Raw genomic sequence first — 14002 nt, 5'->3', positions numbered from 1 at the left:
CGAGGATCAGGGCAGGACCCACCGCTGGTTGGCGCCGCCGAAGCAGTCCCAGATCTGCAGCCGGGTGCCGTCGGCGGAGCTGTTGTCGGTGGCGTCCAGGCACTTGTTCGACTGCGGGTTGCGCAGCGTGCCGTTTGACTGGGCCTGCCAGACCTGCGCGCCGCTCCCGTTGCAGTCCCAGAGCTGGACCTTGGTGCCGTTGGCCGTGCCGCCGCTGGCGACGTCGGCGCACTTGCCGAGCGCCCGCAGGGTGCCGTCGCCGCCGACGGTCCAGCGCTGGGCGGTGGTGCCGTTGCACGTCCAGAGCTGGATCGCGGTGCCGTTGGCGGTGCTGGCCGAGGCCACGTCGACGCATTTGCCGGCGATCCCGGTGATCTGGCCGGTCCGCCCGCTCGGCGGCGGGGTGCCGCCGCCCATCACGGTGTCGTAGATGGCGCTCACCAGAGAGGTGCCGTCGTTGCGGTCCTGCGACAGTTCCCAGTTCATCATCCCGCCGGCGTTGGCCAGAGCCCACTGGGTCTTGCGCTTCACGGTCGGGACGCCGTTGTAGCACTGCTGGACGCCGCCGACCGTGGTGCAGTCCCGGTTGGCGTTGGCCGGGTCCATGCCCACGAGCGCCGAGTAGGTGTAGTAGCCGGGGCGGCTGTAGAAGGGCACCCCGAGCACCGCCTTGCCGGCCGGCAGGCCGCGCGCCTTCCACCCGTTCACCGCGTTGATCGACCAGTCGTAGTTGGCGTGCGGGCTGCCGCCGTCGTACGCCATGATGTTGAGCCAGTCGACGGAGCCGAACACGGCGGTCGGCACGCCCTGCACGTAGTAGCCCTCGGAGACCACGGCGGCGGTGAGCAGTTTGCCCCGGCTGTGCAGGGCGCTGCCGAGCTGGGACATGAGCAGGCTGTAGTTGGTGGCGGAGGTGCCCGGATCCGGGTACTCCCAGTCCATGTCGACGCCGTCGAGGTTGTACTGGTTGACGAAGTTGACCACGTTGTTGACGAACGTGGTGCGGGTCCCGGAGTTCGCGGCCAGCGCTTCGAACGCGGAGTCGTTGCCGTCGTTCCAGCCGCCGATCGCGATGGACACCTTGACGTTGTTGGCGTGCCCGAGCGACACCAACTGGGAGAGCTTGCCGGGGTTCTCGACGGGGTTGAGGCCGCCGCTGCTGGTGGGGAGCACGAAGGCGTAGTTGATGTGGGTGAGCTTGCCGTACTGGATGGCGTTGACGTCGCCGCTCCAGGACGGCATGTAGCCGACGCTCTTGAAGTTGTTGGGCAGCACCGCGGCCTCGGCGGCGGCGGGCGACAGGGCGAGGGTGGCGCCGGCGGTGGCCAGCGCGAGCAGGCCGGCCGCGAGGGCCGAGCGGCGGGGACGTGGTGAGGACATCGAGGGCCTTCCCGTGGACGGGTTGCGGTGCCGTGCCACCACCGCCCGACGGTGAACGGATCGGGGGCCGCCGGGCCGGGCGTACGGGTGGGACAGGGGTGGTCGCCTCGAGGTTGCCAAATCTTAAAGAGTGTTAACTGTCGGAGTCAACGATGCCACTCGATGAATCGGAGAGCGCTTCCCGACGCGCCGGTCAGGCTAGGTCGGCCCCCAAACGACCGTTAAGCTGACGGGCGTGGGAACCGACGAGCTCTATCCGCCGGAGCGGCTGGTCGCCGCCCGCCGCGCCACCGCCGCGGCCGGGCTGGACGCACTGCTGCTCACCCCCGGCTCCGACCTGCGCTACCTGACCGGCTACGACGCCCGGGTCAGCGAGCGGCTCACGTGCCTCGTGCTCCCCGCCGAGGGCGAGCCGACACTCATCGTGCCAGCCCTCGAGCGGTCCGCCGCGGAGGCGTCCCCCGCGCCGGCCACCGGCGTCCGCATCGTCGAGCACGCCGACGGCAGTGACCCGTACCCGCTGGTCGCCGCGGCGCTCGGCGGGCCGGTGGCCACGGTCGGGCTGGCCGACCGGATGTGGGCCGAGCAGGTCCTCGCGCTGCGTGACGCGTTGCCCGGCGTGCGGCAGGGGCTTGCCGGCGAGGTGCTGGGCGAGCTGCGCGTCCGCAAGTCCCCGGCCGAGGTCGCGGCGCTGGCCGAGGCAGCCGAGGCGATCGACGCCGTGCACCGGCGGATGGGGGAGTGGCTGCGTCCGGGCCGCACCGAGGCCGAGGTGGCCGTCGACATCGCGACGGCCATCCGCGCGGCCGGGCACGTGCGCGTCGACTTCGTGATCGTGGCGGCCGGCCCCAACGGCGCGAGCCCCCACCACGACACCTCCGACCGCCCGATCGGCGCCGGTGAGCCGGTCGTGGTGGACATCGGCGGCACCATGCCCTCGGGTTACCGCTCCGACTGCACCCGCACGTACGTGGCGGGCGGGCCGGCGCCGGCCGAGTTCAGTGACTACTACGACGTGCTGTGGGAGGCGCAGCGCGCCGCGGTGACGGCCGTACGCCCCGGGATGAGCGCCGAGGCCGTCGACGCGGTCGCCCGGAACATCATCGCCGACGCGGGCTACGGCGCGGCCTTCCTGCACCGCACGGGCCACGGCATCGGCCTGGACGGCCACGAGGAGCCGTACGTGGTCTCGGGCAACTCGCGCCCGCTGGAGCCCGGCATGGCGTTCTCGATCGAACCGGGCATCTACCTCGCCGGGCGGCACGGCGCCCGGATCGAGGACATCGTCGTCTGCACGGCGGACGGCGTCCGACGGCTCAACACCACCCCCACGGAGCTCATCGCGCTATGACTGTCGACCGGATCCTTCCCACCGACGAGGCCCGCGACCTGCTGGACCTCGCCACCGATCTCGCCGACCGGGAGCTGGCGCCGAAGGTCGCCGGGTTCGAGGAGCGCGGCGAGTTCCCCCGCGAGGTGCTGCGCACCCTGGGCCGGTCGGGGCTGCTGGGCCTGCCGTACCCGGAGGAGTACGGCGGCGCGGCGCAGCCGTACGAGGTGTACGTGCAGGTGCTGGAGATCCTCGCCAGCCGCTGGCTCGCGGTGGCCGAGGCGGTCAGCGTCCACACCCTGTCCTGTTACCCGCTGGCCCGGTTCGGCACCGACGAGCAGCGCAAGCTGCTGCCCGACATGATCGGCGGCGAGCTGCTGGGCGCGTACTGCCTCACCGAGCCGCAGGGCGGCTCGGACGCCGCGGCGCTGACGACGAGGGCGGTGCGCGACGGCGACGCGTACGTGGTCTCGGGCACGAAGGCGTGGATCACCCACGCCCGGTCGGCGGACTTCTACAACGTCTTCTGCCGCACCGGCGGGCCGGGGGCGAAGGGGATCTCCTGCCTGCTCGTCGACCCCCGGACGCCCGGCGTGGCACCGCAGGCCGTCGAGCGAACCATGGGCCTGCACTCCTCGCCGGTGGCGCAGATCGCGTTCGACGGCGTCCGGGTCCCGGCCGAGCGCCTGATCGGCGGGGAGGGGATGGGTTTCACCATCGCCATGTCGGCGCTGGACTCGGGGCGGCTGGGCATCGCGGCCTGCGCGGTCGGGCTGGCCCAGGCGGCGCTGGACTACGCGGTCGCGTACGCGAAGGAGCGCCGCCAGTTCGGGCAGGCGATCATCGACTTCCAGGGGCTCGGGTTCGTCCTGGCCGACCACGCCACCCAGATCTCGGCCGCGCGGGCGCTGCTGCTGTCCGCCGCCCGCCTGCGCGACGCGGGCCGGCCGTACGCGGTGGAGGCGGCCAAGGCGAAGCTGTTCGCCACGGACGTGGCCATGCGGGTGACCACGGACGCCGTCCAGGTGCTCGGCGGCGCGGGCTACGTCGCGGACCATCCGGTGGAGCGGTACATGCGGGAGGCGAAGGTCCTCCAGATCGTCGAGGGCACCAACCAGATCCAGCGGTTGTTGATCTCGCGCGCGCTGGCGAAGGGCTGACCGGCTGACCGACGGTGGCGGGGCTGGTGCGGTTAGTCGCGCCTGCCGCGCCCGGCACGCCCCGTCGCACGTCGCATCGTCGCCGTGGAACGTTTTTCCCGGTAGGTTGCACGCCGTGGAGGAGACCGACCGCGCCATCGTCGCCGCGCTGACCGCCGACGGCCGACTGTCGTACACGGATCTGGCGGAGAAGGTGGGCCTGTCGGTCTCCGCCGTGCACCAGCGGGTGCGCCGGTTGGAGCAGCGGGGCGTCATCAAGGGGTACGCGGCGCGTGTGTCGTTCGAGGCGCTGGACCTGCCGCTGACGGCGTTCGTGGCGATCCGGCCGTTCGACCCGTCGCAGCCGGACGACGCGCCGGAACGGCTGGCCCACCTTCCGGAGATCGACTCGTGCTACTCGGTGGCGGGGGAGGACTTCTACCTGCTGCTCGTGCGGGTGGCCGGGCCGGCGGACCTGGAGCGGGTGCTCCAGGAGATCCGCACCGCCGCGAACGTGACCACCCGTACGACGGTGGTGCTGTCCACCCCGTACGAGAACCGGCCGCCGAAGATCAGTGGCGAGCCGTCGGGCCGGGCGCGGTCCCGGGTGCCGGAGGAACGGGCTGGTTCCAGTGCAGGATGACGCGCCGTCCGTGCTCGTGGCCGAGCACGCTGACGGTGGCGGTGTCCAGGCGCAGCAGCCCGCCGGCTGACGGCGGCAGGCCGACCCAGCGCGCGCCGAGCACCCGCAGGCTGTGCGCGTGGCCGACCAGCCCGACGGTGCCCCGGTCGAGCAGGGGGGCGACGCGGTCGAGCACCCGGTCCAGCCGGGCGCCGACCTGCGCCGGCGACTCCCCGCCGGGGCAGCCGTCGGTCCAGATGTTCCAGTGCGGGTCGTCCTCGTGGATGTCCACGGTGGTGCGTCCCTCGTACTCGCCGTAGTTCCACTCGGCGAGGTTCTCGTCGACGGCGTCTACGGTGAGGCCGGCGAGCTGGGCGGTGCGCAGCGCCCGGATCCGGGGGCTGGCCAGGACGGAGACGAACCGCCGGCCGGCGAGGAACGCGGCGAGGGTGCGGGCCTGCCGCTCGCCGTCGGGGGTGAGCTCCAGGTCGGTGTACGAGGTGTGCCGGCGGCTGGCGCTCCAGGTGGTCTCGCCGTGCCGGATCAGCAGGAGCTCTCCCATGCGCCCAGTTAACCACCGGGTCGGTGCGGCGGTTCGCGGCACGGCGTTCGTCCGTCCTCGGGCAGATCCTATCTTCCTAGGATGCCCTACGCGACGTGCGGCCCCGCACACGACCGGCGTTTGTCACCGGGTCGACCGGGCAAGCGACGGGAACAGCCGCCCACGATTCCGAGGAGGCGACATGGGCTTCGCCGACAAGGCCAGGAACAAGATGGAGCAGATGACCGGTGCCGCGAAGCAGCGGATCGGTGACATGACGGACAACGAGAGCATGCGCGCCGAGGGCGCCACGCAGCAGGGCGAGGCGCGGGCGAAGCAGGCCGGCGAGAACGTCAAGGACGCGGGCCGAAGCGCACGCGACGCCTTCCGGGGTTGACCCGGTGCGGCGGCGGCCCGGGGGCAAGATGCTCCGGGCCGCCGCCGCGTGTTGTACGCGCCCGGTGCCGGACGCGCGTCACCCCCGGGGACGGTCGTCCCCGGGGGTGACGGTGGTGCGGCTGGTACGGGTGTCAGTCGTCGCGGTGCTCGGTCCACCAGCGCTGCCCGGCCTCGGGCAGGGTGTCGATCGGGTCGTAGTAGGCGTATCGCTTGTTGAGCGCCTCCAGGTCGGCGGACTCGATGGAGGTGCGGTAGTTCTTGGTCCAGTAGGAGATGCCGCGCTCGCGGTCGTACTCGGTGAGCATGTGCACCCAGCGCTTGCCGACGAAGGGGACGTCGCAGACGATCCGCGGGGTGGCGTAGCCGGGCAGGTAGCCCATGATGTCGTGCTGGAGCTGCTGGGCGTGCCAGACCGGGACCCGCCAGTGCTCGGCGTTGGGGATCATGTCGCACATGTAGAAGTAGTACGGCAGGATGCCCGCCTCGCCCTGCAGGGCGAAGCAGAGGTCGAGCAGGTCGGTGCTGGTGGCGTTGACGCCACGCATGAGCACGCCCTGGTTGCGGACGTCGCGTACGCCGACGTCGAGGGCGGTCTGGGCGGCGCGCGCGACCAGCGGGGTGAGCGACTGGGCGTGGTTGACGTGGGTGTGGATGGCGAGGTTGACCCCGCGGCGGGCGGCGGTGCGGGCGACGCGTTCGAGGCCCTCGACGACGTCGGGCTGGAGCCAGTGCTGGGGCAGCCCCATGAGGGCCTTGGTGGCGAGCCGGATGTCGCGGATGGTTTCGATCTCGAGCAGTCGCATGAGGTACGACTCGAGGTTGCGCCAGGGGACGTTGGCCACGTCGCCGCCGGAGACGACGACGTCGCGGACGCCGGGGTGCGCCTTGAGGTAGGTGATGTGGGCGTCGTAGCGGTCGACGGGTTTGAGGGTGAGCTTGAGCTTGTCGACCGAGGGGGTGGAGTTGCCCACGAGATCCATGCGGGTGCAGTGCCCGCAGTACTGCGGGCAGGTGGAGAGCAGCTCGGCGAGGACCTTGGTGGGGTAGCGGTGGGTGAGGCCCTCGGCGACCCACATGTCGTGCTCGTGGAGCGAGTCGCGGCTGGCGTAGGGGTGTGAGGGCCAGTCGGTGCGCCGGTCGGAGGCGACGGGGATCATGTAGCGCCGGATCGGGTCGGCGAGGAATGCCTCGGTGGTCATGGGCGCGAACGGCACCATCGTGTTGAGCATCTGCGGCGGCACGAGCATCGACATGGTGGCGTGGGTGGCCTGGTCGGCGGCGAGGTCGTCGTAGAAGGCCTCGTCGACGAGGTCGCCGAGGACGGCGCGCAGCTGCTTGATGTTCTTGACGCAGTTGACCCGCTGCCACTGTGCGGATTCCCACTGGTCCCGGGTCACGTGGCGCCAGCCGGGGAAGCGCGTCCAGTCCGGTTCGACGAGCGGGGCGCGGCGGTATTCGTAGGGCTGCCCGGCGGTGGGTGCCGTGGTGGGGGTGGGGCGGGTGATGGGGATGGTCTCCGCCTGGTGCGTCTGGGTCACGGCCCCTCCTCGTGGTGCGGATGTCTGCGGAAGGCTACTGGAAATTATCCGGTGAAGAAATTAGTCTGCCGTAAGTTTTCCCGCGATGCGAGCCTTGACCGGGGCTTCGAGCGGCTGGACAGGGGAGGTCGGCGTGACGTCACCGGTGGGTCTGCACCGTGTCGTGGAACCGGCGGGGGTGCTGCCGCAGGCGGCCTGGCGGCTGGACGCGAGCCCGGAGATCGCGGCGAACGAGGTGCGGATCCGGGTGGAGCGGCTGAACCTGGACGCGGCGAGTTTCCGGCAGTTGTGGGAGAAGCACCGTGGTGACGGGGACGCGGTGCGCGCCGAGGTGCTGGAGATCGTTTCGACGCGGGGGAAGATGCAGAACCCCGTGACCGGGTCGGGCGGGATGCTGATCGGCACGGTGGAGGAGGCCGGGCGGCGGTCGCCGCTGGGGCTCAAGCCGGGGGAGCGGGTGGCGACGCTGGTGTCGCTGACGCTGACCCCGCTGGTGATCACCGACGGGCTGGCGCGGTGGGACGGGCGCAGCGAGCAGGTGCCCTGCGACGGGTACGCGATCCTGTTCGCCCGGTCGATCGCCGCGGTGCTGCCGGCGGACGAGGACCCGCAGCTGTCGCTGGCGGTGCTGGACGTGTGCGGGGCGCCGGCGTTGACGGCGCGGGTCGTGTCGCGGTACGTCACCGACCGGGCGCGTGAGGGGGACGCCCGGCCGGTGACGGTGGCGGTGATCGGTGGGGCCGGCAAGAGCGGGTCGCTGTCCCTCGCGGCGGCGCGGCGGGCAGGTGCGGCCCGTACGGTCGGGGTGGTGCCGGTGGAGTCGGAGCGTGACGCGCTGGCGGCGGCCGGCCTGGCGGACGCGGTGGCGTTGGCCGACGCCCGGGATCCGGTGGCGGTGTCGACGGCGGTGACGACGGCGCTGGGGGTGCCGGCGGACGTGACCGTGGTGTGCGTGGACGTGCCGGGGTGCGAGCACGGAGCGATCCTGGGCACGGCGGACGGCGGCACGGTGATCTTCTTCTCGATGGCGACGAGTTTCGCGGGTGCGGCGTTGGGCGCGGAGGGCCTGGCGGCGGACGTGACGATGCTGGTGGGTAACGGCTACGTGCCCGGTCACGCCGAGTTGGCGCTGGGGTTGCTGCGTGGGGAGCCGGGGGTCCGTCGGCTCTTCACGTCGCGGTTGGCGGCAGACTGAGGTCATGACGAACCCCTCGACGTTGTACCGCGGCGGCGTGCTGCACTGCCCCGCCGACCCGAATGCGACCGCGTTGCTGGTTTCCGGTGGGCGGATCACCTGGTTGGGTGTGGACGCGGACGCGCCGGCCGCGGACCGGGTGGTGGATCTGGACGGGGCGTTGGTGACACCGGCGTTCGTGGACGCGCACGTGCACGCCACGGACACCGGGTTGGCGCTGTCGGGGCTGGACCTGTCGCGGGTGCGGTCGGCGGGCGCGTTGTTGGACGCGGTGGCCGGGTTCGCGGCGGGTCTGCCGGGTGACGCGGTGGTGCTGGGGCACGGCTGGGACGAGTCGAACTGGGCGGCGCCGGAGCTGCCGGACGCGGACGCGGTGGGGCGGGCGGCCGGGGGTCGGCGGGTGTACCTGTCGCAGGCGTCGATCCATTCGGCGCTGGTGTCGCGGGCGTTGCTGGCGGCGGTGCCGGAGGTGGTGGCCGCGGCGGGCTACGACGCGTCGGGGTGGGTGCGCCGGGATGCGCACCACTTGGTGCGGGCGGCGGCGTTCGGGTCGGTGACGCGGGCGCAGCGGGTGGCGGCGCAGCGGGTGGCGTTGGCGCACGCGGCGTCGCTGGGTATCGCGGCGGTGCACGAGTGCGGTGGGCCGGACATCTCCGACGAGGAGGATTTCACGGGTCTGCTGGGGATCTCCGGGGCGGGGGTTCCGGAGGTGTACGGGTACTGGGGTGAGCTGGGTGGCGCGGCGCGGGCCCGGGAGTTGGGTGCGGTGGGCGCCGGTGGGGACCTGTTCGCCGACGGGGCGTTGGGGTCGCGGACGGCGCACGTGTCCCAGCCGTACCGGGACGGTGACGGGTGCGGGCACGGGTATCTGAGCGCCGAGCAGGTGCGTGATCATCTGTTGGACTGTGCGGCGCACGGGTTGCAGGGCGGGTTCCACGCGATCGGTGACGCGGCGATCGGCACGGTGCTGGAGGGTTTCGCGGCGGCGGCGGGGACGCTGGGTGTGGAGCGGGTGCGCGCGGCCCGGCACCGGGTGGAGCACGCGGAGATCATGAACAAGCGGCTGATCGCCGGGTTCGTGGAGTACGGGATCGTGGCGAGCATGCAGCCGGCGTTCGACCGGCTGTGGGGTGGCGCGGGCCGGATGTACGAGTCGCGGTTGGGGTTGGACCGGTCGTTGGCGTCGAACCCGATGGGGGCGATGCACGGGGTCGGGGTGGCGTTGGCGTTCGGGTCGGATTCGCCGGTGACGCCGCTGGATCCGTGGGGGTCGGTGCGGGCGGCGGCGGCGCATCACAGTCCGGTGCAGCGGATGAGTGTGCGGGCGGCGTTCGCGGCGCACACGCGTGGCGGGTGGCGGGCGGTGCACCTGGACAACGAGGGGGTCCTGGCGTTGGGGGCGCCGGCGACGTTCGCGGTGTGGGAGACGCCGGCGGGTGTGGACCGGGGGCTGCCGGTGTTGGTGGCGGAGGATCCGGAGGCGCGGGGGCCGGAGGATCCGACGCCGTTGCCGGTGTGTCGGCGCACGGTGTTGCGCGGTGACGTGATCTACGAGGAAGGCCGTTCGTGACAGGGAAGCTTGATCTGGATCCGGCGTTGGTGGCGCGGGCTCGGGAGTTGGCGCGTCGCGCCGGTCAGCCGGTGGTGGACCTGGCGCGCAGCCACACGACGGTGTCGGTGGAGCGGGCGGTGTTGCGGCTGGCCGGGGTGACGGGAGCGGACCCGGACGGTATTCCGTGGGTGAACCGGCTGGTGGACGCGGTGGTCGCGGACGTGGGTCTGGGGCACGGGGTGGCGGCGCCGGTGTTCGACGCCCTGGCCCGGGAGGAGATCACGGACGTCACGTTGCTGGCGCAGAAGGCCGCCGCCGGGTCGGTGCGGTTCACGCAACCCACCGGCAAGGCGGCCACGGCGGCCCGGCGGGCGGCCCGGAAGGCGGTCGCCGCGGGGGTGCGGCAGATCGACCGGCGGCGGGCCGAGCGGGACCGCCTCGTCAAGCGGTACGGGGATCCGCGGCAGCGGCCGTGGATCTACCTGATCGTGGCCACGGGTGACATCTACGAGGACATTCCGCAGGCGCAGGCGGCGGCGCGGGCGGGCGCGGACGTGATCGCGGTGATCCGGTCGACGGGGCAGTCGCTGCTGGACTACGTTCCCGAGGGTGCGACCCGGGAGGGGTTCGCGGGCACGTACGCGACGCAGGAGAACTTCCGGTTGATGCGGGCGGCGTTGGACGAGTCGTCGCGGGAGCTGGGCCGGTACGTGCGCCTGACGAACTACGCGTCGGGGTTGTGCATGCCGGAGATGGCGACCCTGGCCGGTCTCGAGCGGCTGGACATGATGCTCAACGACTCGATGTACGGGATCCTGTTCCGCGACATCAACCCGATCCGTACGTTCGTGGACCAGCGGTTCTCGCGGCAGGTGCACGCCCGGGCGGGGATCATCATCAACACCGGTGAGGACAACTACCTCACCACCGCGGACGCGGTGGAGGAGGCGCACACGGTGACGGTGTCGCAGCTGCTGAACGAGTTCTTCGCCCACGAGGCGGGGTTGGCGGACTGGCAGTTGGGGCTGGGGCACGCGTTCGAGATCAACCCGGATCTGCCGGAGTCGTTCCGTCTGGAGTTGGCGCACGCGTTGCTGGCGCGGGAGTTGTTCCCGGACGCGCCGCTGAAGTGGATGCCGCCGACGAAGCACATGACCGGGGACGTGTTCCGGGGGAACCTGCTCGACGGGTTCTTCAACCTGGTGGGCACCATGACGGGGCAGGGCATCCTGCTGGTGGGGATGATGACCGAGGCGGTGGTGACGCCGTGGTTGTCCGACCGGGACATCGCGTTGCAAAACGTGCGGTACGTGCTGGGCGCGGCCGGCGGGTTGCACGAGGATTTCGTGCCGGCGCCGGGCGGGTTCATCCAGCAGCGGGCCAACCGGGTGATCGGTGAGGCGGTGGAGCTGCTGGAGCGCATCGGTGAGCAGTCGTTGTTGACGGCGATCGCCGAGGGCACGTTCGGGATCATGAAGCGGCCCGCGGACCGGGGCAAGGGCCTCGACGGTGTGGCGCGGCACGAGGCCGACTACTACAACCCGGCCACGGACCTCCTGGAGCGGGCGGCATGACGGAGAAGAAGATCGTCCGGCCGTACGGGGACACGACCGGTGACGGCATGGTGCAGGTGTCGTTCACGCTGCCGGTGCCGCACGACAAGCGGGCCGAGGGCGCGGCGGTGCAGTTGGCCGCGAAGATGGGCATCGACCCGGCGATGCTGGTGCACGCGAAGCAGATGGGTGACGGCTACACGTTCTTCGTGGTGTACGGGCGGGTGAACCACCTCGTGGACCTGTCGGCGGTGCAGGTGGTGGAGCGGGACTTCCCGCTGCTGTCAGCCAAGGAGGTCAACGCCCTGGTGAAGCAGCGGTTGCGGCGGAAGCTGTCGGTGGTGGGGGCGTGCATCGGCACGGACGCGCACACCGTGGGCATCGACGCGATCCTGAACGTCAAGGGCATCGCGGGGGAGAAGGGCCTGGAGTACTACCGGGAGTTGAAGGTCACCAACCTGGGTGCGCAGGTGAGTGTGCCGGAGCTGGTGGAGGCGGCCCGGGTGGAGAAGGCCGACGCGGTGCTGGTGTCGCAGGTGGTGACGCAGCGCGACGCGCATCTGCACAACACGCGGGAGATGTCAGCGGCGTTCCGGGAGGCGATGCCGGCGGGGAAGCGGCCGCTGCTGATCGTGGGTGGGCCGCGGTTCGACGAGACGATGGCCGAGGAGTTGGGTGTGGACCGGATCTTCGGTCGGGGCACGACGCCGGGTGAGGTGGCCAGTTACCTGGCGTACGCGTTGATCACGAACAGGAAGGCGAGGGCGGCATGACGCAGCAGGACCCGCGGCTGGGGTTGGTGGTGACGCACCGCCGGTACGTGCCGTACGCGCACGCCCACTACGCGGGGAACCTCGTCGACGGGGCGTACGCGTTGGGTCTGTTCGGGGACGTGGCGACCGAGGTGTGCATCCGTACGGACGGCGACGAGGGGCTGTTCGCGTCCTATTCGGACGTGCAGTTCCGGGCGCCGATGCGGGCGGGGGACGTGCTGGAGGTGTCGGCGACGGTGACGCGGGTGGGGACGCGCAGCCGCACGGTGGACTTCGAGGCGCGGGTGGTGTGCCGGGGCCGGCCGGATGTGAGCGAGTCGGCCGCGGAGGTCCTCGACCCGCCGATCGTGGCGGTCACCGCCACGGGCACCGTGGTCGTCCCGCCGTCGGCGTGAACGTCGCGGTCTGCGCCGACGTCGGGTCGACGTACACGAAGGTGGCGGTGGTCGACCTCGACGGCGCCGCGTTGGTGGGGGCGGCCGCGACGCCGACGACGGTCGGCACGGACGTGTTGCACGGCCTGGACGCGGCGGTCGCCGCGGCCACGGCCGGGCTGCCGGCGGGTGACGCCCCGTGGTACGTGTGCTCGTCGGCGGGGGGCGGGTTGCGGCTGGCGGTGGTCGGCTACGAGCAGCTGGTCACCGCGCAGGCGGGCCGGCGGGTGGGCCTGTCCGCCGGGGCGAACGTGGTGCACGTGGCCGCCGGCCGGCTGGGCCGCGCGGAGGTGACCGCGTTGCGGGCGGCGCGCCCGGACGTGGTGCTGCTGGTCGGCGGCACCGACGGTGGGGACGCCGACACGTTGACCCACAACGCGACCCGGCTGGCGCGCGTCCGGTGGCGGGTGCCAGTGGTGCTGGCCGGCAACGTTGACGTGCGTGACGACCTCGCGGGGGTGTTGGCGGCGGCCGGGGTGCCGGTGACGGTGGCGGACAACGTGCTGCCCCGCATCGGGGTGTTGGCGCCGGCGTCGGCGCGGGCGGCGATCCGGGAGGTGTTCCTGCGGCACGTCATCGGCGGTAAGCGGTTGTCGCGGGGCAGCCGGTTCGCCCGGCTGGTGCGGGCTGCCACCCCGGACGCGGTGCTGACGGGGGTGGAGGTGCTCGCCGACCGGATCGGTGGTGACCTGGCCGTGGTGGACGTGGGCGGCGCCACCACCGACGTGTACTCGGTGCTGACCCCGGACGAGCGGGCGTCCGGCCCGGGCCGGGAGGTGGCGGGCACGCTGTGGCGGGCCCGCACCGTGGAGGGCGACCTGGGTATGCGGTGGAGCGCGCCGGGTGTGGTGCGGGCGGCGGCGGAGGAGCGGCTGCTCGCGCCGGGGGAGCAGGAGGACCTGGCGCGGGCGGCGGCGGTGCGGGCCGCCGAGCCGGGTTTCCTGCCCGACGGTGACGCGCAGCGGGCGGTGGAGCGGCGGATCGCCGAGTTGGCCGCGACGGTGGCGTTGCGCCGGCACGCCCGCGGCGGGGCCACCGGGGAGCGCGGTGGGCGTGATCTGCGTGACGTGCGGCTGGTGGTGGGGTCCGGTGGGGTGCTGCGGCACGCGCCTGCGGGTCACGCGGCGCAGGTGCTCGCCGCGGTGCTGGCCGACCACGCCGGTGGGTGGCCGCTGCCGCGGGCGGCGCGTGCGGTGGTGGACGTGGAGTACGTGCTGGCGGCCGGTGGGCTGCTGGCGCAGGAGCATCCGGACGTGGCGGGGGCGCTGCTGCGTCGTCATCTGATAACGGATTGACACCCGTTGGCGCGACACGCCGTGGCGGGACACGCGACAGGCCGGGGGTGGGTTGACAGGGCCCGGGGGGCAGCACGTACCGTCTTTGAGTCCTACTACGGGAAGCGGCTGTTGTTCGCTTCGTCCCTTCGTCCGCTGGCCGAGCGACAGGTGCTTTCGTCGCGGCGGCCAGGTCCAGCGGGCGGGGGTCGGCGGGGCGGCGCGAACCGGCCGCGGTAACCGGTGTACGGGCAGGGTGAGGTGCACGGCCA

The 14002-nt window shown here is 72.4% G+C and carries 13 protein-coding genes; 10 read left to right on the top strand and 3 right to left on the bottom strand.

What is annotated here, in order from left to right; genetic code table 11:
- Window positions 1–6: 6 nt before the first annotated feature.
- Entirely contained in the window at window positions 7–1380 is a 1374-nt protein-coding gene (locus D7193_RS27930; RefSeq protein WP_120782620.1) for a glycosyl hydrolase family 18 protein, read from the bottom strand.
- A 235-nt stretch (window positions 1381–1615) separates the two neighbouring features.
- On the opposite strand from D7193_RS27930, the gene D7193_RS27925 reads away from it, so the two are divergent.
- From D7193_RS27925 to D7193_RS27915, 3 genes are all read left to right on the top strand, one after another.
- A complete protein-coding gene (locus D7193_RS27925) occupies window positions 1616–2731 on the top strand; it encodes a M24 family metallopeptidase (RefSeq protein ID WP_120782619.1) in 1116 nt (371 codons plus the stop codon).
- Window positions 2728–3870 carry an acyl-CoA dehydrogenase family protein gene (locus tag D7193_RS27920; RefSeq protein ID WP_120782618.1) on the top strand — a complete coding sequence of 381 codons (1143 nt, stop codon included), beginning with the start codon at window positions 2728–2730 and terminating at the stop codon, window positions 3868–3870. Before D7193_RS27925 ends, D7193_RS27920 begins: the two co-directional genes overlap by 4 nt.
- 115 nt (window positions 3871–3985) lie before the next feature.
- On the top strand, window positions 3986–4492 hold the full coding sequence (locus D7193_RS27915) for an Lrp/AsnC family transcriptional regulator (protein WP_120782617.1): 507 nt from the start codon (window positions 3986–3988) through the stop codon (window positions 4490–4492).
- Here D7193_RS27915 and D7193_RS27910 read toward each other — a convergent pair.
- On the bottom strand, window positions 4422–5033 hold the full coding sequence (locus D7193_RS27910) for a histidine phosphatase family protein (protein ID WP_120782616.1): 612 nt from the start codon (window positions 5031–5033) through the stop codon (window positions 4422–4424). The genes D7193_RS27915 and D7193_RS27910 overlap by 71 nt on opposite strands.
- Before the next feature lie 181 nt (window positions 5034–5214).
- On the opposite strand from D7193_RS27910, the gene D7193_RS27905 reads away from it, so the two are divergent.
- A complete protein-coding gene (locus D7193_RS27905; protein ID WP_120782615.1) occupies window positions 5215–5409 on the top strand; it encodes a CsbD family protein in 195 nt (64 codons plus the stop codon).
- 133 nt (window positions 5410–5542) lie between these two features.
- On the opposite strand, the gene D7193_RS27900 is transcribed toward D7193_RS27905, so the two are convergent.
- Window positions 5543–6949: a KamA family radical SAM protein gene (locus D7193_RS27900; protein WP_120782614.1), complete on the bottom strand. Its 1407-nt coding sequence runs from the start codon at window positions 6947–6949 to the stop codon at window positions 5543–5545.
- Between the two features lie 133 nt (window positions 6950–7082).
- On the opposite strand from D7193_RS27900, the gene kdd reads away from it, so the two are divergent.
- Genes kdd through D7193_RS27870 form a run of 6 tightly spaced genes read left to right on the top strand, consistent with a single transcriptional unit; the run spans window position 7083 to window position 13751 of the window.
- Window positions 7083–8144, top strand: coding sequence for an L-erythro-3,5-diaminohexanoate dehydrogenase (gene kdd / locus D7193_RS27895; RefSeq protein WP_120782613.1), 1062 nt, complete (start codon window positions 7083–7085; stop codon window positions 8142–8144).
- A 4-nt stretch (window positions 8145–8148) separates the two neighbouring features.
- Complete coding sequence (locus D7193_RS27890; RefSeq protein WP_120782612.1) at window positions 8149–9714, top strand: amidohydrolase; 1566 nt, start codon at window positions 8149–8151, stop codon at window positions 9712–9714.
- The gene (kamD, locus tag D7193_RS27885) at window positions 9711–11270 is read left to right on the top strand and encodes a lysine 5,6-aminomutase subunit alpha (RefSeq protein ID WP_120782611.1); all 1560 of its coding nucleotides are present in this window, start codon (window positions 9711–9713) and stop codon (window positions 11268–11270) included. The genes D7193_RS27890 and kamD overlap by 4 nt, the downstream gene beginning before the upstream one ends.
- Window positions 11267–12022 (top strand): lysine 5,6-aminomutase subunit beta, encoded by a 756-nt coding sequence (gene kamE, locus D7193_RS27880; RefSeq protein ID WP_120782610.1) that lies wholly within the window; start codon window positions 11267–11269, stop codon window positions 12020–12022. The genes kamD and kamE overlap by 4 nt, the downstream gene beginning before the upstream one ends.
- Window positions 12019–12417, top strand: coding sequence for a 3-aminobutyryl-CoA ammonia lyase (gene kal / locus D7193_RS27875; protein WP_120782609.1), 399 nt, complete (start codon window positions 12019–12021; stop codon window positions 12415–12417). The genes kamE and kal overlap by 4 nt, the downstream gene beginning before the upstream one ends.
- Complete coding sequence (locus D7193_RS27870) at window positions 12414–13751, top strand: glutamate mutase L (protein ID WP_120782608.1); 1338 nt, start codon at window positions 12414–12416, stop codon at window positions 13749–13751. Before kal ends, D7193_RS27870 begins: the two co-directional genes overlap by 4 nt.
- Window positions 13752–14002: the final 251 nt, after the last annotated feature.

Source organism: Micromonospora costi, from assembly GCF_003626655.1.
GTDB lineage: Bacteria > Actinomycetota > Actinomycetes > Mycobacteriales > Micromonosporaceae > Micromonospora > Micromonospora costi.
The sequence above is the reverse complement of the archived record's forward strand: the minus strand, read 5'-3'. Positions and strand labels throughout refer to the sequence as shown.